General features: G+C 60.8%; 23 protein-coding genes. 10 read left to right on the top strand and 13 right to left on the bottom strand.

Annotated features, from left to right (window positions below):
• Positions 1-14: 14 nt before the first annotated feature.
• Positions 15-938 carry a PA3225 family LysR-type transcriptional regulator gene (locus tag QRN70_RS08315; RefSeq protein WP_285416946.1) on the bottom strand — a complete coding sequence of 308 codons (924 nt, stop codon included), beginning with the start codon at positions 936-938 and terminating at the stop codon, positions 15-17.
• A 49-nt stretch (positions 939-987) separates the two neighbouring features.
• On the opposite strand from QRN70_RS08315, the gene QRN70_RS08310 reads away from it, so the two are divergent.
• The 3 genes from QRN70_RS08310 to QRN70_RS08300 all read left to right on the top strand — a co-directional run bounded on the left by QRN70_RS08310 (position 988) and on the right by QRN70_RS08300 (position 3268).
• Complete coding sequence (locus tag QRN70_RS08310) at positions 988-1302, top strand: 3-phosphoglycerate kinase (RefSeq protein WP_285416944.1); 315 nt, start codon at positions 988-990, stop codon at positions 1300-1302.
• A 160-nt stretch (positions 1303-1462) separates the two neighbouring features.
• Entirely contained in the window at positions 1463-2062 is a 600-nt protein-coding gene (locus QRN70_RS08305; protein ID WP_285416942.1) for an FMN-dependent NADH-azoreductase, read from the top strand.
• Between the two features lie 333 nt (positions 2063-2395).
• On the top strand, positions 2396-3268 hold the full coding sequence (locus QRN70_RS08300; protein ID WP_285416940.1) for a carboxylate/amino acid/amine transporter: 873 nt from the start codon (positions 2396-2398) through the stop codon (positions 3266-3268).
• Here the strand turns inward: QRN70_RS08300 and QRN70_RS08295 are convergent.
• The gene (locus QRN70_RS08295; RefSeq protein WP_285416938.1) at positions 3222-4118 is read right to left on the bottom strand and encodes a LysR family transcriptional regulator; all 897 of its coding nucleotides are present in this window, start codon (positions 4116-4118) and stop codon (positions 3222-3224) included. The two genes, QRN70_RS08300 and QRN70_RS08295, sit on opposite strands and share 47 nt — an antisense overlap.
• 170 nt (positions 4119-4288) lie before the next feature.
• On the opposite strand from QRN70_RS08295, the gene QRN70_RS08290 reads away from it, so the two are divergent.
• The gene (locus QRN70_RS08290) at positions 4289-4933 is read left to right on the top strand and encodes a hydrolase (RefSeq protein WP_285416937.1); all 645 of its coding nucleotides are present in this window, start codon (positions 4289-4291) and stop codon (positions 4931-4933) included.
• Positions 4934-5063: 130 nt separating this feature from the next.
• Here the strand turns inward: QRN70_RS08290 and QRN70_RS08285 are convergent, their stop codons facing one another.
• The gene (locus QRN70_RS08285; RefSeq protein ID WP_285416935.1) at positions 5064-6362 is read right to left on the bottom strand and encodes a mechanosensitive ion channel family protein; all 1299 of its coding nucleotides are present in this window, start codon (positions 6360-6362) and stop codon (positions 5064-5066) included.
• Between the two features lie 191 nt (positions 6363-6553).
• On the opposite strand from QRN70_RS08285, the gene QRN70_RS08280 reads away from it, so the two are divergent.
• Entirely contained in the window at positions 6554-7894 is a 1341-nt protein-coding gene (locus QRN70_RS08280; protein WP_285416934.1) for a DEAD/DEAH box helicase, read from the top strand.
• A gap of 62 nt (positions 7895-7956) precedes the next feature.
• Here QRN70_RS08280 and QRN70_RS08275 read toward each other — a convergent pair whose 3' ends face one another.
• The 6 genes from QRN70_RS08275 to QRN70_RS08250 form a co-directional block, all read right to left on the bottom strand.
• Positions 7957-8556 (bottom strand): hypothetical protein, encoded by a 600-nt coding sequence (locus QRN70_RS08275; protein WP_285416932.1) that lies wholly within the window; start codon positions 8554-8556, stop codon positions 7957-7959.
• 12 nt (positions 8557-8568) lie between these two features.
• Positions 8569-9150 (bottom strand): papain-like cysteine protease family protein, encoded by a 582-nt coding sequence (locus tag QRN70_RS08270; protein ID WP_285416931.1) that lies wholly within the window; start codon positions 9148-9150, stop codon positions 8569-8571.
• Between the two features lie 260 nt (positions 9151-9410).
• Positions 9411-9686 carry a hypothetical protein gene (locus QRN70_RS08265; protein ID WP_285416930.1) on the bottom strand — a complete coding sequence of 92 codons (276 nt, stop codon included), beginning with the start codon at positions 9684-9686 and terminating at the stop codon, positions 9411-9413.
• An 88-nt stretch (positions 9687-9774) separates the two neighbouring features.
• Positions 9775-10386, bottom strand: a complete 612-nt coding sequence (locus QRN70_RS08260) for a Fic/DOC family protein (protein ID WP_285416928.1) — start codon at positions 10384-10386, stop codon at positions 9775-9777.
• Complete coding sequence (locus QRN70_RS08255; RefSeq protein WP_285416926.1) at positions 10383-10553, bottom strand: YhfG family protein; 171 nt, start codon at positions 10551-10553, stop codon at positions 10383-10385. The genes QRN70_RS08260 and QRN70_RS08255 overlap by 4 nt, the downstream gene beginning before the upstream one ends.
• 159 nt (positions 10554-10712) lie before the next feature.
• Positions 10713-11450, bottom strand: a complete 738-nt coding sequence (locus QRN70_RS08250; RefSeq protein ID WP_285416924.1) for a DUF899 domain-containing protein — start codon at positions 11448-11450, stop codon at positions 10713-10715.
• Between the two features lie 174 nt (positions 11451-11624).
• Here QRN70_RS08250 and QRN70_RS08245 point away from each other — a divergent pair, with 174 nt between their 5' ends.
• Positions 11625-12017 (top strand): transcriptional regulator, encoded by a 393-nt coding sequence (locus QRN70_RS08245; protein WP_285416922.1) that lies wholly within the window; start codon positions 11625-11627, stop codon positions 12015-12017.
• A 90-nt stretch (positions 12018-12107) separates the two neighbouring features.
• Here the strand turns inward: QRN70_RS08245 and QRN70_RS08240 are convergent, their stop codons facing one another.
• The 3 genes from QRN70_RS08240 to QRN70_RS08230 form a co-directional block, all read right to left on the bottom strand.
• The gene (locus tag QRN70_RS08240) at positions 12108-12977 is read right to left on the bottom strand and encodes a DUF6279 family lipoprotein (RefSeq protein ID WP_285416920.1); all 870 of its coding nucleotides are present in this window, start codon (positions 12975-12977) and stop codon (positions 12108-12110) included.
• A 77-nt stretch (positions 12978-13054) separates the two neighbouring features.
• A complete protein-coding gene (locus QRN70_RS08235) occupies positions 13055-13771 on the bottom strand; it encodes a TorF family putative porin (RefSeq protein WP_285416918.1) in 717 nt (238 codons plus the stop codon).
• Between the two features lie 206 nt (positions 13772-13977).
• Entirely contained in the window at positions 13978-14166 is a 189-nt protein-coding gene (locus QRN70_RS08230; RefSeq protein ID WP_016985943.1) for a PFL_1563 family small protein, read from the bottom strand.
• A gap of 348 nt (positions 14167-14514) precedes the next feature.
• Here QRN70_RS08230 and QRN70_RS08225 point away from each other — a divergent pair, with 348 nt between their 5' ends.
• From QRN70_RS08225 to QRN70_RS08210, 4 genes are all read left to right on the top strand, one after another.
• The gene (locus tag QRN70_RS08225) at positions 14515-15351 is read left to right on the top strand and encodes a CvfB family protein (protein WP_285416916.1); all 837 of its coding nucleotides are present in this window, start codon (positions 14515-14517) and stop codon (positions 15349-15351) included.
• 45 nt (positions 15352-15396) lie between these two features.
• Positions 15397-15801 (top strand): DUF2177 family protein, encoded by a 405-nt coding sequence (locus QRN70_RS08220; protein ID WP_285416914.1) that lies wholly within the window; start codon positions 15397-15399, stop codon positions 15799-15801.
• A gap of 232 nt (positions 15802-16033) precedes the next feature.
• Positions 16034-17479, top strand: a complete 1446-nt coding sequence (locus tag QRN70_RS08215) for an NCS1 family nucleobase:cation symporter-1 (protein WP_285416912.1) — start codon at positions 16034-16036, stop codon at positions 17477-17479.
• A 153-nt stretch (positions 17480-17632) separates the two neighbouring features.
• Complete coding sequence (locus tag QRN70_RS08210; protein ID WP_285416910.1) at positions 17633-18565, top strand: DMT family transporter; 933 nt, start codon at positions 17633-17635, stop codon at positions 18563-18565.
• Here the strand turns inward: QRN70_RS08210 and QRN70_RS08205 are convergent.
• Positions 18510-19691 (bottom strand): MFS transporter, encoded by a 1182-nt coding sequence (locus tag QRN70_RS08205; RefSeq protein ID WP_285416908.1) that lies wholly within the window; start codon positions 19689-19691, stop codon positions 18510-18512. The genes QRN70_RS08210 and QRN70_RS08205 overlap by 56 nt on opposite strands.

The raw sequence follows: 19691 nt of genomic DNA, 5'->3' as shown, positions 1-19691 counted from the left end.
CGGTGGACTCCGTGTCAGGCTTGTTCAGGAGCGGCGAACGGGGCGTCCAGCGGCAACGTGTCGAAGGTACGCAGCAGTTCGATGAGGATCTGTGTCGCCGGGCCCAGCGGTTTGTCCTTGTTCGAATACAGATAGAAGCTCGGGTTGCGGCTGCCACCCTGATCCAACGGTAGCAGCTTGAGCGTGCCTTCCTTCAATTCGCGTTCGATCATGTGCCGCGGCAGCCAGGCGAAACCCAGGCCGCTGCTGACGAACGTGGCGGCCGTGGCCAGGCTGCCGACCGTCCAGCGCTGTTCGGCGCCGAGCCAGCCGACGTCGCGCGGCTGCTGACGCCCGGAGTCGCGGATCACCACCTGCATCTGGGTTTCCAGGTCCTGGAAGCTCAGTTCACGATTGAGTCGGTGCAACGGATGCTCCGGGTTGGCGACGGCGACGAACTCGACATCGCTCAGTTCCGTGCCGAGGTAGCCGGGAATGCTCAGGCCGGTGATCGCCAGATCGGCGACGCCTTCGAGCAGCACTTCCTCGACCCCCGACAACACTTCCTCGCGCAGGCGCACGCGGCAGCCACGGCTCTGCGGCATGAACGCCGTCAGCGCGCGGACCAGGCGCGCGCTCGGGTAAGCGGCATCGACCACCAGACGGACCTCGGCCTCCCAGCCTTGTTCCATGTGATGGGCGAGGTCCTCCAGTTGGCTGGCCTGTTTCACCAGTTGCCGCGAACGGCGCAGCAGCACGCCGCCGGCCTCGGTCAGCACGGCCTTGCGGCCGTCGATGCGCAGCAACGGCACGCCGAGCTGATCCTGCATGCGCGCCACGGTGTAACTCACCGACGATTGCGAGCGATGCAGGGCCTCGGCAGCCTGGGCGAAGCCGCCATGGTCGACCACGGCCTGCAATGTCCGCCATTGATCCAGGGTCACGCGGGGCGCTTTCATCAATAGCTCCTCTTGTCCTAAGCTGGCTGTCCCTCATGGAGACTGCCGAATGAAAAAAATCTGTTGTGTGTTGCTGGCGCTGCTGCCGCTGACGGCGTTCGCCTATCCGATCGATGTGGAAAAGGATCTCAACGGTCTGAAGATCGACTACAACGCCTATGACACCGATAAAGACATCGGTTCGATCCAGGTGAACAACTACGGCGATGTCGATGCGCTCTGCAAAGTGGTGTTCAACAACGGCCCGGAGGCGCCACGCACGCGCAATATCGAAGTGCCGGCGGGCAAGCACAAGAACGCCACCGCCAAGTTCACTCGCACCATCATCAAGCTGCGCGTCAATCTGAGCTGCACCGCGAAATAACGTTACACCCCGGTGGACGCTCGCGCTCACCGGGGTGTGTTCAGCTTATAAACGAATTTATCGATGCTTTATAGCAGTTATTTGCGCTTTTTCATCGATATGACTCTGTTTAATCTTCACTCCATCGACTTACAACATTCTCGGATGGAGGCTACACAACATGTCCCGCGTTCTGATCATCGAAAGCAGCGCCCGCCAGCAAGACTCGGTGTCCCGTCAGCTGACCCAGACCTTCATCAAGCAGTGGCAAGCGGCGCACCCGGCCGATCAGATCAGCGTGCGCGACCTCGCCGTGAACCCGGTGCCGCACCTGGACAGCCATTTGCTGGGCGGCTGGATGAAACCCGCCGAACAGCGCAACGCCAGCGAACAGGCCTCGCTCGAACGCTCCAATGAACTGACCGATGAATTGCTCGCCGCCGATGTGCTGGTGATGGCCGCGCCGATGTACAACTTCGCCATCCCGAGCACCCTCAAGGCCTGGCTTGACCATGTGCTGCGTGCCGGCGTGACCTTCAAGTACACCGAGAACGGCCCGCAAGGCCTGCTCAGCGGCAAGCGTGCCTACGTGCTCACGGCTCGCGGCGGCATCTATGCCGGCGGCCCGGCCGACCACCAGGAACCGTACCTGCGCCAGGTGATGGGCTTCATCGGCATCCACGATGTGACCTTCATCCACGCCGAAGGCATGAACCTGGGTGGCGACTTCCAGGAGAAGGGCCTGAACCAGGCCAACGCCAAACTGGCCCAGGTCGCCTGATATGTTAATCGTCAGATAATCGCCGCTTGTTCTAGTGACCTGGCGCAACCCCTTCAAGGCTCTACGCGCATCGAACCTCCCTTTGCACTTGTTGCTCCTGAGTGCTGTAGCCCGATTGAACGCATTAGCGAGATCGGGCTTTTTTTTGCCCGCGATTTCACCGATCCACGTTGATCCCTTGTAGGCGTCGCCGCCCGCGGCGATCTTTCGCGTGCAAGAAGATCGCCGTCGGCTGTCCCTCGACAGTACCCGCGCAGGGTTTCGGGGTGTCCGAGGGTTCGCGGTCCGGAGCAAAAACCGCTATCGTCGCCGCCATTCGAATTCGAGGCGACCATGGGCTATCTACTTTTTGTCACGCTGATCCAGGCGTTTTCCTTCAGTCTGATCGGCGAATACCTGGCCGGGCACGTCGACAGCTACTTCGCCGTGCTGGTGCGCGTGGTGCTGGCCGGGCTGGTGTTCATTCCGCTGACGCGCTGGCGTTCGGTCGAGCCGGGCTTCATGCGCGGCATGCTGCTGATTGGTGCGTTGCAGTTCGGCGTGACCTACGTCTGCCTGTACCTGAGCTTCCGCGTGCTGACGGTGCCGGAAGTGCTGCTGTTCACCATCCTTACGCCGTTGCACGTGACCCTGATCGAAGATGCACTGAACCGCCGCTTCAACCCGTGGGCGCTGATTGCAGCGCTGGTGGCGGTGGCAGGCGCGGCGGTGATTCGCTATGACCGGATCAACCCGGACTTCTTCATGGGCTTCTTGCTGCTGCAACTGGCCAACTTCACCTACGCCGCCGGGCAGGTGCTGTACAAGCATCTGGTGGCGAAGTACCCGAGCAATCTGCCGCATTATCGGCGCTTCGGCTTCTTCTATCTCGGCGCACTGGCGGTGGCGCTGCCGGCATTCCTGCTGTTCGGCAAATCCAATTTCCTGCCCGAAGCGCCATTGCAATGGGGCGTGCTGCTGTTTCTCGGCCTGGTTTCCACCGCACTCGGCCTGTACTGGTGGAACAAAGGCGCGTGCCTGGTCAACGGCGGCACCCTGGCGGTGATGAACAACCTGCATGTGCCGGTGGGCCTGTTGCTCAACCTGTTGATCTGGAACCAGCACGAGGAACTGGGCCGGCTGTTGCTCGGCGGCAGTGTGATTCTGGCGGCGGTGTGGATCAGTCGCTTGGGGATCCGGCCAGTTGCGTCACCAGAAACTCGATAAACGCCCGGGTCTTCTGCGGCACCCGCCGCGCTGACGAATACACGGCGTTGATGCTGATCGCCGGTGCCTGCCATTCGCACAGCACCGGCACCAGGCGACCGGCCGCCAGTGCCTCCTCGACGATGAAATCCGGCAGCAGCGCAATGCCCATGCCGGCCTCCGCCGCTTGCGCGAGCAGATCGCCGTTGTTGGCGTGCAGCGGGCCGGTGACGTTGACCCGTTGCGTCTCCTTGCCATTGCACAGTTGCAGGCTGACGCCACTCTGCAGATAGCCGTAGTTCAGGCACTGGTGGCTGCGCAGATCCTGCGGGGTCTGCGGCGTGCCTGCGCGTTCGAGGTAAGCCGGGGAGGCGACCATGATCCGCGGCGCCGGTGCCAGTTGCCGGGCGATCATGGTCGAGTCGGGCAGGCTGGCGATGCGGATGGTCACGTCGAAACCGCCGCGTACCGGATCGACCTGCTGATCGCTGAGCACCAGTTGCAGCTCGATATTCGGGTGCTGTTCATGGAACAGCGGAATCAGTTTGCCCAGCCGCCGCAGGCCGAATGACATCGGCGCATTGACGCGCAACACACCACGCAACTCGCCGATACCGTCGCGGGCCCGCTGCTCGGCTTCGTCCAGCGCGGCGATGACTTCGCGCGCCGCTTCGAAATACTCGGCACCGGCCTCGGTCAGGTGCAGGCTGCGGGTGGTGCGTTGCAGCAGCTGCACGCCGATGGCTTCTTCCAGTGCCTGAATCTGTTTACTGACCTTCGAGCGTGGCACATCCATGGCCCGCGCCGCAGCGGCGAAACCGTTCTCGCCGACCGTTACGACGAAGGCGCGCATGCATTCGATGCGATCCATGATTGTCCCTTTTTTAGAATCAATGATTCTCGATTTTAGGTAATTGTCCCTTTATCCGCCAGCCCCTAAAGTGACATCCAAGCCGAGACAACAACGCCGAAGACGGCAAGCCACTCGACTCACCCATGACCCAATCGAAATTTCTGAATCGACATCAAAAGGAACGCGCCATGTCTATCCGTGAACTGCTCAACCCAACCAACTCCGCCCTGATCCTGATCGACCACCAGCCGCAAATGGCGTTCGGCGTGCAGTCGATCGATCGTCAGACCTTGAAGAACAACACCGTCGGCCTGACCAAGGCAGCGAAAATCTTCAACGTGCCGACCATCTATACCTCGGTCGAAACCGAAAGCTTCAGCGGCTACATCTGGCCGGAGTTGCTGGCGGTACACCCTGAGCAGAAGCCGATCGAGCGCACCTCGATGAACTCCTGGGAAGACAAGGCACTGGTTGACGCGGTGAAGGCTACCGGGCGCAAGAAACTGATCATCGCCGCGCTGTGGACCGAGGTCTGCCTGACCTTCCCGGCGCTGGAAGCCCTGGCCGAAGGCTACGAGGTGTACATCGTCACCGACGCCTCGGGCGGTACCAGCAAGGAAGCCCACGACATGTCGGTACAACGGATGATTCAGGCGGGCGCCGTACCGGTGACCTGGCAGCAGGTGCTGCTCGAGTTCCAGCGTGACTGGGCACACAAAGACACGTACGAGGCGGTCATGGAACTGGTGCTGGAACACAGCGGCGCGTACGGCATGGGCGTCGATTACGCCTACACCATGGTGCACAAGGCCCCTCAGCGGCAGGTCAAATAGCCCGTTACTTCTGAACTGAATGCCACCCCTGTGGGAGCGGGCTTGCCCGCGATGGCGGAGTGTCAGTCAACGAATTTGTTGCTGACAATCCCTCATCGCGGGCAAGCCCGCTCCCACAGGTTTTGTGGCTTTACATAAGATGTTTTTCGGCTTCCGGAATATGGCTCGCACCGAGGACTGCCGGCAGTATCCCGGAACGCAAATCCCCGCCGCTCGGCTGCTGATACAGGCTCAACCCGAACTCCGGCAGCACCGCCAGCAGGTAATCGAAAATATCGCCCTGAATGCGCTCGTAATCGGCCCACGCCGTGGTGCGGGTGAAGCAGTAGATCTCCAGCGGAATTCCCTGGGCCGTGGTCTGCATCTGGCGGACCATGCAGGTCATGTTCGGCTGGATCTCCGGGTGGCTCTTCAGATAGGCCAGGGCATAGGCGCGGAACGTGCCGATGTTGGTCATGCGCCGGCGGTTGGCCGACATCGCCGCGACGTTGCCCTGGGCCTCGTTCCACGCCTTGAGTTCGGCTTTCTTGCGGCTCATGTAGTCGGTCAGCAGGTGCACCTGGGACAGCTTTTGCTCCTCGTCGTCGCGAATGAAGCGCACGCCGCTGGCGTCTATGAACAGGCTGCGCTTGATCCGGCGCCCGCCGGACTGCTGCATGCCGCGCCAGTTCTTGAACGACTCGGACATCAGCCGCCAGGTGGGGATCGAGACGATGGTCTTGTCGAAGTTCTGCACCTTGACCGTGTGCAGAGTGATGTCGACCACGTCGCCATCGGCGCCGACCTGGGGCATTTCGATCCAGTCGCCGACCCGCAGCATGTCGTTGCTGGTCAGTTGCACGCTGGCCACGAACGACAGCAGGGTGTCCTTGTAGACCAACAGGATCACCGCCGACATCGCACCCAGACCGGACAGCAGCAACAGCGGCGAACGGTCGATCAGGGTGGCGACGATGATGATCGCGCCGAACACGTACAGGACCATTTTCGTCAGTTGCACGTAGCCCTTGATCGAGCGGGTGCGGGCGTGTTCGGTGCGCGCGTAGATGTCCAGCAGGGCGTTGAGCAGGGCGCTGACCGAGAGCAGCAGAAACAGAATGGTGAACGCCAGGGCGACATTGCTGAGGAACAGCATCGCGGTCTTGCTCAGCTCCGGCACCAGGTGCAGGCCGAACTGGATCACCAGTGACGGCGTCATCTGCGCCAGGCGCTGGAACACCTTGTTGTGACGAAAGTCGTTGATCCAGTGCAGCGCCGGTTGGCGGCCGAGCATGCGACTGGCATGCAGGATCAGGTAGCGCGCCACTCGTCCGAGGACCAGGGCGATCACCAGCAGCAGGATCAGCGCCAGGCCGGATTGCAGGAGGGGATGCTGTTCAAGGGTGCCCCAGAGGTCCTGGGCGTTGAGCCAGAGCTGTTTGAAATCCATAAGAGCAACGATTCTTCTGTAAGACGCAATGGGCGATTAGAGCATTTAAGACGCTGTGTATTACCGTTGGAGACAAATCGCGCAACAAAAAAGCCACTGATTGCGTCCGTTTGTATAAAGAAACTCGGCCTGAGCGCGCGAAACCGGTAACCTATGCAGCTGTTTTTTTGCATATCTTCGAGGTAGCACCCGTGTTTTCCCAATTCGCCCTGCACGAACGCCTGCTCAAAGCCGTGGCCGAGCTGAAATTTGTCGAGCCAACGCCGGTGCAGGCAGCGGCCATTCCGCTGGCCCTCCAGGGGCGTGACCTGCGGGTGACGGCGCAAACCGGTAGCGGCAAGACCGCCGCTTTTGTCCTGCCGATCCTCAATCGCCTGATCGGCCCGGCGAAGATTCGCGTGAGCATCAAGACCCTGATCCTGCTGCCGACCCGCGAGCTGGCTCAGCAGACCCTGAAGGAAGTCGAGCGCTTCTCGCAGTTCACCTTCATCAAGTCCGGCCTGATCACCGGCGGCGAAGACTTCAAGGTGCAAGCGGCGATGCTGCGCAAGGTGCCGGACATCCTCATCGGCACCCCGGGGCGCATGATCGAGCAGCTCAATGCCGGCAACCTCGACCTCAAGGAAGTCGAAGTGCTGGTGCTCGACGAAGCCGACCGCATGCTCGACATGGGCTTCGCCGAAGACGTGCAGCGCCTGGTCGATGAATGCCCGAACCGCCAGCAGACCATGCTGTTCTCCGCCACCACCGGCGGTTCCGGCCTGCGCGAGATGGTCGCCAAGGTCCTGAACAACCCTGAGCACCTGCAGCTCAATGCGGTCAGCCAGCTGAACGACACCACCCGTCAGCAGATCATCACCGCCGACCACAACCAGCACAAAGAACAGATCGTCAACTGGCTGCTGGCCAACGAGACCTACCAGAAGGCCATCGTCTTCACCAACACCCGGGCCATGGCCGACCGCATCTACGGCCGCCTCGTGGCTCAGGAGTACAAGGCGTTCGTGCTGCACGGCGAGAAAGACCAGAAGGATCGCAAACTGGCGATCGATCGTCTGAAGCAGGGCGGCGTGAAGATCCTGGTGGCGACCGATGTCGCAGCCCGGGGTCTGGACGTAGATGGCCTGGATCTGGTGATCAACTTCGACATGCCGCGCAGCGGCGACGAATACGTGCACCGTATCGGTCGTACCGGCCGCGCTGGCAACGACGGTCTGGCGATCTCGCTGATCTGCCACGGCGACTGGAACCTGATGTCGAGCATCGAGCGCTACCTCAAGCAGAGCTTCGAGCGTCGCACCATCAAGGAAGTCAAAGGCACCTACAGCGGGCCGAAGAAGGTCAAGGCCTCGGGCAAAGCCGTCGGCGTGAAGAAGAAAAAGACCGACGCCAAGGGCGACAAGAAAAAAGCCGCCGCCAAGACCCCGACCAAGCGCAAGAGCGCCAACCGGCCCAAGCCTGACTCGCTGGTGAGCAGCGACGGCATGGCCCCGCTCAAGCGCCGCAAGCCGGCAGCCCCAGCGGCTGAGTAAGGCGTTTCAGGCAGGCAGAAAAAACCCGGACAGTGTCCGGGTTTTTTTATGCCTGGCGTGGCTCAGCTTCCCAGCAGGCCAGTGGTGTCGGCGTCGAAGCGCTGTCTGGCCGAGGCCGCCGCCGCTTGCAGCCGGCCCAGCAGTGCGGCCTCGCTGTACAACTGGGTGGGCGCGAGGGCCTGGGGCGTCGGCGCGATCGGGATCAGCACGTCCTCATCCGCCGCATGCAGCCAGATCGCCACGACGTGCAGTGCGGAAATGAACAGCACGCGCATTTCCACGGTTTTGCCGTGCAACTGCGCCGATTGTTCGGCCAGTTTCAGCGCATCGACGGTGGCGGCGGCCATCGTCCCGTGGTTCAACGAGGCGAATTCGACATGCCCACGGACGTTGGCCAGTTGCGCGTCGGCAATGCTCACGCCGTCGGCGAACACCAGGTAATGCCAGTCGCCCAGCCGCGCGGCTGACAGGCCATGGCCCTGGCTCAGGTCATCGAGGGTCAGCGAGTAGCCGCGATAGGCCGCGCTGAGGCTGATCTTGCTCGGTGCAAGGTTGGCGAACGGGCGAGTATTGGCCAAACCCTGGGTGTGCAGGGCGGCTTGCAGGGCCGGGCGCAGGGTCTGCACGCCATTGGCGGGCGCCTTCGGATAAGTCAGTTGCATGATGTCGCCCTCCTAGTTCCTGGCGGTGAAGTAAGTGTTGGTCCAGTTGCCGCCGCCGTTGTACGAACCGGGGAATGAATTCAGCGCGCGGGTCGAGTAGCCGTAGATCGAGTCGGCGACCAGCAGGTTATTGCCGTTGGTGCCATAGATCGTCAGGAAGTGCGCACCGCCGCCGTACCAGGCGCAGCGCAGGCCGACCGGGCGGCCCATGTTGATCTGATTCTGGATCGCCGACATCTGCAGCGAGCCCTGATTCATGCCGTTGAAACTGCGGGTGATGCGCAGCGCGGTGTCCAGATAGCCATAGACGTTGCACGGCCCTGCCTGATTGCAGCAGTTGCGATCCAGCGCGGCACTGGCGACACCGCACTGGGTCCAGGAACCGGTGCCGTAATAGTTGCCGACCGAAGCGGAAACCGCGGCCCAGCACCAGTTGCTCTGGGTCTGGCGCTGCATGCTGAAATTGAGGCTGGCGGCGGCCGGAGCAGGTGCCGCCGTGGCCTGGGTGTCGACCAGTTGCGGGTCGAGCAGATGATCGATCAGGCACGCTGGCAGCGTATGGTCGGCGGTAGGTGTAGCTTTTTGGGTCAACATTTTCAATCCTCCATGAGTGAAAACAAGCGTCCAGCTTGTGTGTGCGTTGCGGTGTTGCCGAGCGATCGGTGGTTAAGGGTTTTCATCTTCGATGAACGATGCCGATCTTCGTGCTCAACGTAACCTTAGTATGAATATGCATTTGTGCAATACAATAAATGCACTAGTGCATTTTTGTAGACAAAAGCTCGCAGCCTGCTGCAGCTCCTACACCGATCTCTGTAGGAGCTGCCGCAAGCTGCAATGTGCGATTGCGCTGACTAACCCTCGGTTTTCTTCTCCGCCGAATTCAGTTCTTTCAGGCGCTGATCAATCAACTGGCACTTGTCCGGCAAATCCGCGCTGGCCGTACCGAGGTCCATTTTTTGCAATTCGGCATTGATTTCCTTGGCCTTGGCCGGGTTCTGCTCGGTGAGTTTCGAGACTTCCTTGGCCAGTTGTTCACGCTTGGCGGTGGCTTCCTCAGGCGTACAGGCCCAGGCGGGCAGGGCACAGGCCAGGGTGACGGCGAGGGTGAGCTTGATCAGGGTTTTCATGGGATGGCCTCAGTTCCGGTTAAGGCGGGTTAACCGGTTGAGGGTTTCTCGGGGGGGAAAGTTCAGTGCGAGTCGCGATTGTGGGCGCTCAGAAATCCACTTCGGCGAGTGAGAAACCTATACAGCGATTGAAGATTTTAACCAAAGGCTCGTCATCGCCGTGATAGGAATGGATACAGGCATCGATCCACTCCTGGCGCTCGATCGAATCCCAGTCGACCAGATAGCCTGCGTTGAAGATGATGTATTCGAAGACGATGCGCTGGGTTCGGCCATTGCCCTCCCGGAAAGGGTGAGCGACATTGAGTGTTCCATAGGACTGAGCAATACATGAGGCCAGTTGCTCTCGAGGGTAGCCTTCGAACCAGTCGGCGGCAGCCATTTTCGAGAATTCTCGTTCGACTTCTCGCTCTATGAACTCGGGGCTGCAGAATCGGGTAGTGCCTTTGCTGATGGCCAGTGTTCGAATTTCACCGGCCCAAGGGTAAATATTCTCGAATAAACTGCGATGCACTTGTTTCAAGGTGGCGAGGCTGTACGGAGGCAGGATGAACTCCAGCCGTGTAGCTGCTACTTCGTTGATGTAGCGTTCTGCTTCCTCGAGATCTTCAGCATTGCGCAAGTTGAGCGAATTGATAAGAACATCAGTGCCGGGATAGCAATCCGGTGCCTGGTCGGCACCGTATTTATCGTCCCTCAAGCTTTTATGCGCCGTACAGCCCTCAAGGCTGCTTCTCTGCTGGGCAGCTTGATATCACCCTCGCAAGGAGAGGGCACGAAACCCTCCAGACGCAGACTCGCCGCGAAATTGGTTTTGCGGTAGCGGGCGAACCATGTCTTTTTGGCGGTTAAACTCAGCTTTTCCATCTCGGCACCTTGATGTCACTGTTCAGCCAGTATAGCGAGCCTGATACCGCCAGGCTGGCTTGATTGAGCATCGCACATTCGAATACCGCTATGAATCCGTTCGTCGGCAGAAGACTTTGTCCTCGGGGGGCGAAATGTTACCCGGCTCCAGACTAGGCGTTAGCGGTCACTGTGGCAGCAACTCGACTTCGTCTCTCCCTCATATCGGTCATGATGCCGTACCCATTCCATGATCTCGTCTTCATTGCGGCCCTTGGGGGTGAGATCGAGGTAGTTGTAAGCACCGACCAGCATGTCCAGGCCCCGGGCGTAGGTGGAGTAGGTGTGGAAAATCTCCCCGGCGGCATTGCGATAGAACACGCTGAGCCCCGGCATTTCTTCCTCGGCGCTGTCGGTCTTTTCATAGTTGTATGTAGCCTTTCCGGCCTCGGCATCATCGGCGCGGGCACAGACGGCAAAGTCGTAGTTGAACTCAGAGCCGTCTGACGACACCCAGTCGAATTTCCAGCCCATGCGGCGCTTGAATGCCTGGAATTCGGCGAACGGTGCATGGGACACCGCCACCACGGCGATGTCGTGGTGCGCCAGATGCTGGTTGGCACCGTCGATGTGGTCGGCAAGAAACGAACAACCCTGACAGCCTTCCTCCCAGCCTTTGGCAAACATGAAGTGGTAAACCACCAGTTGGCTGTGTCGGCCAAACAGGTCGGCCAGGGTCAGTTCGCCGTTCGGCACGTGGAAGCGGTAATCCTTGTCGACCTTGACCCAGGGCAGGGCGCGGCGCTTGGCACTGAGGCGATCGCGCTCGCGGGTGAAGGCTTTTTCCTCGGCCAGATGCTGTTTGCGCGCGGCGAGCCATTCTTCGCGCGATACCACCGGATGATTCTCAACGTTCATGATGATTTCTCCTGCGGGTTGAAACCGTCTTTCTCAGACTAGTCGTTCCAGCCTCGGCGAAATCGACAGACCGTCGGTCGGTCATTGGCGCACATGCGGCTGAACGGCGGCGAACCGCTTGGGTCACAACCTATGACAGCGCCATCACTCACGCGCACCGGAGGTTGAATCAGGATGACAACTTACAACTGGGATTTGATTGAGCGTTTGCTTCACGAGGTGCAGAACAGCGCCGGCCACAGCTTCGCTCCGCGCGCTTATGCCGAAGACTATGCGGCAGAAAAAGCCAGTTCAGGAGAGCCGATCGAGAACCTCGATCACCTGAAAACCGTGGCCTGCGATTATGAGAAGCTGCTGCTCGAACGCGGCTACATCGAGCCGCGCCCCGATGATCAGGGCAGTACCGGCAACAACTTTATTCTCACCCCGCGAGGCTCGAGCCTGCTCAGCCTGATCGACAGCAGCATTCCCGGCAACGACCATCCGCGTCAGGTGCTGGATGAACAAGCCGATGCACTGGACGAAGCGACATTCGACGAAGTGGCTTCGAAGGCACAGATTGCCTGATCGAGACTTGCTCAAACGCAACCCTCGCAGCCTCCGCCAACGCTTGTGCATCTGGATGCAAGCGCTGGCGAAGGCTGCGATTTTTCACGGTTAATTCTGCTTGGCAGCCTTGAGGCACTTCAGGTCGTTGAAGTCCTTGCGCACACCTTCGATCTTTTTCAACAACCGCTGGCGTTGCTGGGGCGTGCTTTCGGCCATCAGATCAACCGCCAGTGCACGCGCCTGCGCTTCGGTGTTGGCGTAGGCCTGGCGGTATTCAGCTGTCCACAAACTCTCGCGATTGACCAGAAGTGTCTCGATGCGCTGTGGGAATTCGGCACTGCGCCGTTGCGCCACCGCCGCACTGAACTGCTTCTGCCAATGTTCGCGGTTGGCAATCCACTGCGTGTTCTGGTCGCCGAGGGCCGTCGACCAGGCCATCACGCGCTGTTCCTGGGTGGCGCTCAACGGCCCGAGCCAGTCGTTCAGGCGTTTATCCATGCGTGCGCCGCGTTCGGCAATCTGCTGCGCCAGCGGCGGTTTGACGTATTCCTGCTGGCGTTTGCGCAGATCCTTGGCAAAAGCGTCGTTCATTTCCGCGACCTGTTTGTCATCCAGGCCCTGCAGCAGTTCGATGGCCGACGGGGTGATTTCCCGGGCGGTTTCGGCAATGGCCTGTTTCGCCTCGACGGTTCGCGCCTGCAGCGCCGCGTCGGTGACCTGATTGGTCTCGACCATGGTCTGCAGGCGATCGAGCCAATCGAGGTAGCCCGGCAGTTGCGTGCTGCAATGCCAGCTGAGGTGCTCCTTGAGGCGCTCGTTGAACCAGCTTTTCTGCTCGCCGTTCATGTCCAGATAGTCGCCGAGCGTCCACGGAATGATCACGTCGAGGTTGCGGTAGGCCAGGCCGACGCGGCTGCAGGCGCCGAGGGCGAGGGTCAGGAGGAGCAGGGCGGCAATCTGTTTCAACCAGCGAGACATGGGCGAATCCTTGCGTAAGCCTGGCTTCGGGAGCGGATTCTTATGTGAACGCACTAGGAGCCCGGCAGTTCAGCGGATCAATAGAATGCGCGCTCGGCCTTGAGCGTGACCAGCCCGTCGCACTCGCTGTTATGCCCGGAATAGGCCGAGCAGTCGCTGCCGCTGAGGCTGGAATTGCTGTAGATCAGATCGAGGTCGACTCCCATGAACGGCCGGGAAAATTTCACTGACCAGTCGGTGAAACTGCTGACATAACCGCCGTCCACCGACACCGGCGTGTTCAACTGGTGGGTGGTGTATTTCATGCTGATGCCGATGCCGAACGGCTGGTTGCCGCGAAGATCGGCGAACAGGGTGCTGTTCTGTTTGTCCGGGTCATCGCTGAACGCGACGCCGAAGCGGCTGCCGAGCAGGGTCAGGCCGCCGAACAGCTCCTGGCTGTCGAGGGTGTCGAGCTTGGGATAGCTGTAGTGGATCATCCCGACTTCGTAGCCGAGGGTCTGGTCGAAGGGGCGTTTGAAGCCGATGTAGGAATCGATCTCGAGGTTCTTGCCCGGCGTGAGGCCCATGCTTGGCGCGTACTGGCCGACATACAGGCCGCTGTCGTGGCTGAGGTCGAGGCCGCCGTGGAACGAGCCGATCGCCGCCGGTTTGACCAGGCCCTGGGCCATGCTGCGGCTGGGGGTGGTGCCGAGCTTGAGGTCGAAGTCGCCCAGCTCGCGCTGGAAAATCTGCGCGTGCACAGATGGACAGGCCAGCAGGCCGACGAGCAATAAACGGGAAGATAGGCGCATGCGTCGCTCCATGAACAGCGAGGGCAGGTGGACAAACCTGCTGAAACGCTTGATCCAGACGCGTGCAAGGATACCGGCGAATGATCGGCATTGAAGGCCGTTCGTCGATTTCTGGATGATTGGTTAAACAGGACAGGGTGTGGCGAGGGTGCCGGTGCAGGCGCTTCGAAGCTCAAAGCGCCTTCGCACTGGTGTGTTGCGCGGTGTTACTTCTTGCCCAGGCTGATCTGCTTGGACGGGCCGAACGTCTGGCCGCTGACGCCTTTGGCAATTTGCTGAATCTCGCCGCCGGACTTGAGGAACGCTGCAATCTGATCGTTGATCGATTCGCTGGTTTCAACGGCTGGAGCTGGCTTTGCTTTGCTGGTGGATGCTTTTACACGCATGGCGGCCATTAACCTGTAGAAAAGTAACTCGGCCACGCATCGTACAGGAATAACTTGACAATTGCTTGGTAAATATCCTCGGGAATAACCCGGTGTACATCCGGATCATGTGCGCTTAATTATTTGAAATATTCCGCTAACCTGCTGTTTTAAATAAGAACATTGTCCGTTGATCGGCTCGCTCAGGTCTGTGGGATGGGCGCATTCGCCTGTCGCCTGGCCTGACGAGCGGCGACCGACCCGCGGCCAACCTTGGAAAATCAGGCGTCCGGCAGATTTTCTGCAGTGCGCACGGCGGCCGGCGAACCACTCCGATAAAAACGGGTAGAATGCGCCCACGCAATGAGGGTATTGGAAATGGCTTTAGTCGGGCGTTACAACAGTTTGCAAGTGGTTAAACACACTAACTTCGGTTTATATCTGGACGGCGGTGCCGACGGCGAAATTCTTTTGCCCAACCGTTATATCCCTAAAGATATTCCCAGCGAAGATGAAGACTGGCTCAACGTATTTATTTATCTGGACAGCGAAGACAAACTTCTCGCTACCACGGAAAAACCCAAAGTTCAGGTCGGTGAATTCGCCAGCCTGAAAGTTGTTGAAGTCAACAGCATCGGCGTGTTCCTCGACTGGGGGCTGCCGAAGGACCTGCTGCTGCCGTACTCCGAAGAGAAGCGTCAGATGACGGCCGGCGAGTACTGCGTGGTGCACGTCTATCTCGACAAGCACACCCGCCGCATCACCGCCACGGCGCGTCTGGATCGCTACCTCGACAAGACCCCGGCCAATTACAGCCAGGGCCAGGAAGTCGATCTGCTGGTCGCCGAAGCCACCGACATGGGGTTCAAGGCGATCATCAACAACAAGCATTGGGGCCTGATCCACAAGAACGAAATCTTCAAGTTCATGCGTGCCGGCATGCGCGAGAAAGGTTTCATCAAGGAAATCCGTGCCGACGGCAAGATCGCCCTGAGCCTGCAACCGGTCGGCCAGGAAGCGGCGAGCAGCCTGAACTCGAAGATCCTCGCCAAGTTGCGCGACAACAACGGCACCCTGGCAGTCAGTGACAAGAGCGATCCGGCGTTGATCAGCAGTCTGTTCGGCGTCAGCAAGGGCAACTTCAAGAAGGCCATCGGTGCACTGTACAAGAGCGGCCAGATCGTCATTCACGCCGATCGCATTGAACTATCCTGAACCCTGCGTGGCCCATGTTGCATGGGCTCACTTGAGGTCGGGTAGATGAAAAAAGCGTTGATTGCCTACTTCGCCACACTGTTGGCGTTCCTGCTGCTCGATGGCCTCTGGCTCGGCGTGCTGATGGCGCCGACCTATCGCGAACTGCTCGGTTCGCTGATGCTCGAAAAACCGTTGCTGCTACCGGCAACGGTTTTTTATGGCCTGTACGTTTTCGGTTGTGTGGTGTTTGTGGTGTTGCCGGCACTGAACTGGCAGCGCGCCATGCGCCTGGGCGCTTTGCTCGGGCTGGTGGCGTATGGCACCTATGACCTGACCAACTGGGCGACCTTGCGTGGTTGGTCGGTGCAAGTGTCGATCCTGGATTGGGCGTGGGGGACGTTTGCCACCGCCGTGGCGTGCACGGTTGGCTATCTGGCTTCCAGCCGCCTGGCTCGATCCGCCGGTTAGCAGTCTGTATACAAAAGTTGTGCACCATTCTCAGGCCATCCTGCCCCGTTGATGGGCATGCGGGATGAGTTCTGCCGTCTGTAATTCTCTATAAACCGCAATTTAGAGCACTTTGAAGTGCATGGCACGCATTGCGCATAGCACCTCGTATACAAACCATGCCAGCTCCCGTACGCAGTGTGCTGCACGCATCATGCACGGGGGCCGCGCCTGTACCGACGAGGAGCCCGCAATGACCGAGCAAGTGCCCAACGGCTACAGTCCCCGCCTCTACAACGAGGATCTCGGGCCGCTGCCGCAGAAATGGAACTGGTACAACATCTTCGCCTTCTGGATGAGCGACGTGCACAGCGTTGGCGGCTATGTATTCGCCGCCAGTCTCTTCGCCCTGGGCCTGGCCAGTTGGCAGGTGCTGATCGCGCTGCTCGGCGGGATCTGCATCGTGCAATTGATTGCCAATCTGGTGGCCAGACCGAGTCAGCAGGCGGCAGTGCCCTATCCGGTGATCTGCCGGCTGGCGTTCGGGGTGTTCGGGGCGAATATTCCGGCGGTGATTCGCGGCTTGATCGCGGTGGCCTGGTACGGCATTCAGACCTACCTGGCCTCCAGTGCGCTGATTATCGTCGTGCTGCGTTTTTTCCCGTCGATGGCGGTTTATGCCGAACCGCACTTCGCCGGTCTGTCCTACCTCGGCTGGTTCGGTTTCCTCGCTTTGTGGCTGGTGCAGGCGCTGGTGTTCTGGGCCGGCATGGAGTCGATCCGACGCTTCATCGACTGGGCCGGACCGGTCGTCTATGGGGTGATGTTCCTCCTGGCCGGTTGGATCGTCTGGCAGGCTGGCTGGAGCAATATCAGTTTTACCCTGGCGGAAAAGTCGCTGTCGGGCTGGGAAGCGTTCGGTCAGGTGATCGTCGCGATGGCGCTGGTGGTGTCGTACTTTTCCGGGCCGACCCTGAATTTCGGCGATTTCAGTCGTTACTGCCGGAGCATGAAGGACGTGCGTCGCGGCAATTTCTGGGGTCTGCCGGTAAATTTTCTGGCGTTCTCCCTGGTGACGGTGGTGATCGTCTCCGGTACTTTGCCGGTGTTCGGGGAAATGCTCCATGACCCGATCGCCACCGTGGCGCGGATCGACAACAGCGTGGCGGTGCTGCTCGGTGCCTTTGCCTTCGTCACCGCGACCATCGGCATCAACATCGTCGCTAACTTCGTCTCGCCGGCGTTCGATTTCGCCAACGTCGCGCCGAGCAAAATCAGCTGGCGTGCCGGCGGGATGATTGCCGCCGTGGCGTCGATCTTCATCACCCCGTGGAACCTGTTCAACAACCCCGAAGTGATCCACTACACCCTCGATGTGCTCGCGGCGTTCATCGGCCCGCTGTTCGGGATACTGCTGGTGGATTTCTACCTGATCAAAAAACAGCAGATCGATGTCGACGCGCTGTTCAACGACGGCCCGAGCGGTCGCTACTACTACAGCGGCGGGGTGAACTGGACGGCGGTCAAGGCGTTGGTGCCGGCGACTCTGCTGGGTGTGGCGATCACGTTCACGTCGCTGTTGCAACCGATGGCCAACTTCGCCTGGTTCACCGGCTGCTTCCTCGGCGGGCTGCTGTTTTTCATGCTGGCGCGCCGCGAGCAGGCGCTGCGCCCGATGGCGCTGGCCACTGCCGGATGACGCTGGCGGAGATTTAAACGTCTCTGCCGGGCGGCTTTTTCTGCCCGACTGGTTGATAATCGATGGCCTGACAACTCGCCCCGGACCACGCCCCGGGGCTTTTTTTCCTGACCATTGGATGGCTGCCATGATGGGTGTTTTCGAGGTGTTGCGGTGAGTCTCAGTCGGCGCAATGCCGACCGTTTTGCCTTGCAGGTGATGATCGGCCTGTGCCTGATCTGGGGCGTGCAGCAGGTGCTGATCAAATGGGCGGCGACGGACATTGCGCCGGTGATGCAGGCGGCGGGGCGCTCGGGGATTTCCGCGCTGCTGGTCGGCTTGCTCATCTGCTGGAAGGGCGGCTGGGATCAGGTCGGTAGCACCTGGCGCGGCGGGCTGCTGGCCGGTGCGCTGTTCGGCCTGGAGTTCCTGTTCATCAGCGAAGGCCTGCAACTGACCACCGCGGCGCACATGTCGGTGTTTCTCTATACCGCGCCGATCTTCACGGCGCTGGGCGTGCATTTTCTGCTGCCGAGCGAGCGTCTGCGTCCGGTGCAATGGCTGGGGATTTTCCTCGCTTTCGTCGGGATCGCCATTGCGTTCGCCGGCGGCGTGTCCTGGGACAACCTCGACCGCCGCATGCTGCTGGGCGATGCCCTTGGCGTGCTGGCCGGCGCCAGTTGGGGTGCGACCACCGTGGTGGTGCGTGCCTCGCGGTTGTCGGAGGCGCCGGTGACCCTGACCCTGTTCTATCAGTTGATGGTCGGTTTCGTCGGCTTGCTGCTGATCGCGCTGTTCAGCGGCCAGATCGGCCATGTCAGCCTGACCACCGTGGCCGTGGCCAGCGTGCTGTTCCAGGGCCTGGTGGTGTCGTTCTTCAGTTACCTGACCTGGTTCTGGCTGTTGCGCCGTTACCTGGCGGCCAACCTCGCGGTGTTCTCGTTCATGACGCCGTTGTTCGGCGTCACGTTCGGTGTGGTGCTGCTCGGTGAAGCGCTGAGCCTGAACTTCATCATCGGTGCCGTGCTGGTATTGCTCGGCATTACCTTTGTCAGCGCGGAACAGTGGGTGCGTCGACGTTTGCGCAAGGCGCTCGGTCAGGCATGAGCGGCTTCCACGCCAGCCCGCCGGCAACCAGCAGGCCGCTGCCGGCGATCATCAGGGCCGGGTGCAGGCCGCCGCTGAAATGGCTGCTCAGCGCCGCCAGCAACGGCCCGCTGAGCTGGCCGACGGCAAAACACGCAGTCAGCAGGCCGGCGTTGCGCTGGGTGGCGTGAGGCGCCAGCTCCCGCGAGCGTTGCATCACCAGTTGCATGCAGGCGAGGAACGGCGTGCCGCACAGGATTACGCCCAGGGCCAGGCCGAGGCCGCTGCCCAACAGGCAGGCGAACACCCCGGCGGCCTGCAGCCACAAGGTCGCCATCAACCAGTGCCGCGTGCTGCGCGGATCATGCCGACGCAGGCTCACCAGCAGCACGCCGAGGGCAGCGCCGAGACCGAAGCATGGCCAGAACAGATCCGCCTGCCACTGCCCGTGGAACTGTGCGTTGGCCATTTGCGAGAGGAACGTCGCCGGGATGATGTACCCGACGCCATACAGCGCGTAGACCAGCGCCAGCCGCGGGATGCCACGATGCGCCGCGTCAGCGCTGACCGCCGCGGCCGGCACGCCGACGCCCGGCTGCGGCAGGATGCGCACGATCGCCAGCAACATCACCAGCGCCACGGCGGCATAGATCAGCCACAAGGTCGCGGACGTCTGTTGCAGCAGGTGTGAGAACAGCGCCAGCAACCCGGTCAGAAAAATCCCCAGCCCCGGCCCGGCAAACACCAGCGCGCCCAAGCGTGGACGGCCCGCCGCCGCAGCCAACGGCTGGCTCAGCGCGGTGATCATCACCAGCACCCAGGCGCTCGCCACCCCGGTGCCGAAACGCAGCAGCAGATGCGCCCAGAAACCGTTGGCCCAGAACGACGCCAGGGTCAGCAGCACACACAGCCACAGGCCACCGTGCAGGCGTCGCTGCACTTGCCCGGGGCGGCGGGAGAACATCGCGTCGACCGCACCGAGCAGGTAGCCGAGGTAGTTCGCCGCGGCGATCAGACCGGCGGCAGTCAGGTCGATCTGCCCCTCGCTGAGCAGGTGCGGCAGTTGTGGCGTAAGGGCGAAACGTCCGATGCCCATGGCCATCATCAAGGCAATGAAGCAGGCGGATAAGCGTATCAGCGGTGACAT

The organism is Pseudomonas sp. efr-133-TYG-5 (genome assembly GCF_030209175.1).
Taxonomy (GTDB): Bacteria; Pseudomonadota; Gammaproteobacteria; order Pseudomonadales; family Pseudomonadaceae; genus Aquipseudomonas.
Note: the sequence above shows the minus strand (reverse complement) of the source record. Positions and strands in the feature narration are given on the sequence as shown.

What these genes read in the sequence shown, in the direction of transcription:
- QRN70_RS08305 (WP_285416942.1), top strand. Translation starts at nt 1,463, where the DNA reads ATGTCCCGCGTTCTGATCATCGAAAGCAGCGCCCGCCAGCAAGACTCG.
- QRN70_RS08220 (WP_285416914.1), top strand. Translation starts at nt 15,397, where the DNA reads ATGAAAAAAGCGTTGATTGCCTACTTCGCCACACTGTTGGCGTTCCTG.
- QRN70_RS08205 (WP_285416908.1), bottom strand. Translation starts at nt 19,691, where the DNA reads ATGTCACCGCTGATACGCTTATCCGCCTGCTTCATTGCCTTGATGATG.
- QRN70_RS08215 (WP_285416912.1), top strand. Translation starts at nt 16,034, where the DNA reads ATGACCGAGCAAGTGCCCAACGGCTACAGTCCCCGCCTCTACAACGAG.
- QRN70_RS08235 (WP_285416918.1), bottom strand. Translation starts at nt 13,771, where the DNA reads ATGCGCCTATCTTCCCGTTTATTGCTCGTCGGCCTGCTGGCCTGTCCA.
- QRN70_RS08290 (WP_285416937.1), top strand. Translation starts at nt 4,289, where the DNA reads ATGTCTATCCGTGAACTGCTCAACCCAACCAACTCCGCCCTGATCCTG.
- QRN70_RS08265 (WP_285416930.1), bottom strand. Translation starts at nt 9,686, where the DNA reads ATGAAAACCCTGATCAAGCTCACCCTCGCCGTCACCCTGGCCTGTGCC.
- QRN70_RS08245 (WP_285416922.1), top strand. Translation starts at nt 11,625, where the DNA reads ATGACAACTTACAACTGGGATTTGATTGAGCGTTTGCTTCACGAGGTG.
- QRN70_RS08295 (WP_285416938.1), bottom strand. Translation starts at nt 4,118, where the DNA reads ATGGATCGCATCGAATGCATGCGCGCCTTCGTCGTAACGGTCGGCGAG.
- QRN70_RS08250 (WP_285416924.1), bottom strand. Translation starts at nt 11,450, where the DNA reads ATGAACGTTGAGAATCATCCGGTGGTATCGCGCGAAGAATGGCTCGCC.
- QRN70_RS08315 (WP_285416946.1), bottom strand. Translation starts at nt 938, where the DNA reads ATGAAAGCGCCCCGCGTGACCCTGGATCAATGGCGGACATTGCAGGCC.
- QRN70_RS08230 (WP_016985943.1), bottom strand. Translation starts at nt 14,166, where the DNA reads ATGGCCGCCATGCGTGTAAAAGCATCCACCAGCAAAGCAAAGCCAGCT.
- QRN70_RS08225 (WP_285416916.1), top strand. Translation starts at nt 14,515, where the DNA reads ATGGCTTTAGTCGGGCGTTACAACAGTTTGCAAGTGGTTAAACACACT.
- QRN70_RS08270 (WP_285416931.1), bottom strand. Translation starts at nt 9,150, where the DNA reads ATGTTGACCCAAAAAGCTACACCTACCGCCGACCATACGCTGCCAGCG.
- QRN70_RS08310 (WP_285416944.1), top strand. Translation starts at nt 988, where the DNA reads ATGAAAAAAATCTGTTGTGTGTTGCTGGCGCTGCTGCCGCTGACGGCG.
- QRN70_RS08300 (WP_285416940.1), top strand. Translation starts at nt 2,396, where the DNA reads ATGGGCTATCTACTTTTTGTCACGCTGATCCAGGCGTTTTCCTTCAGT.
- QRN70_RS08275 (WP_285416932.1), bottom strand. Translation starts at nt 8,556, where the DNA reads ATGCAACTGACTTATCCGAAGGCGCCCGCCAATGGCGTGCAGACCCTG.
- QRN70_RS08255 (WP_285416926.1), bottom strand. Translation starts at nt 10,553, where the DNA reads ATGGAAAAGCTGAGTTTAACCGCCAAAAAGACATGGTTCGCCCGCTAC.
- QRN70_RS08285 (WP_285416935.1), bottom strand. Translation starts at nt 6,362, where the DNA reads ATGGATTTCAAACAGCTCTGGCTCAACGCCCAGGACCTCTGGGGCACC.
- QRN70_RS08240 (WP_285416920.1), bottom strand. Translation starts at nt 12,977, where the DNA reads ATGTCTCGCTGGTTGAAACAGATTGCCGCCCTGCTCCTCCTGACCCTC.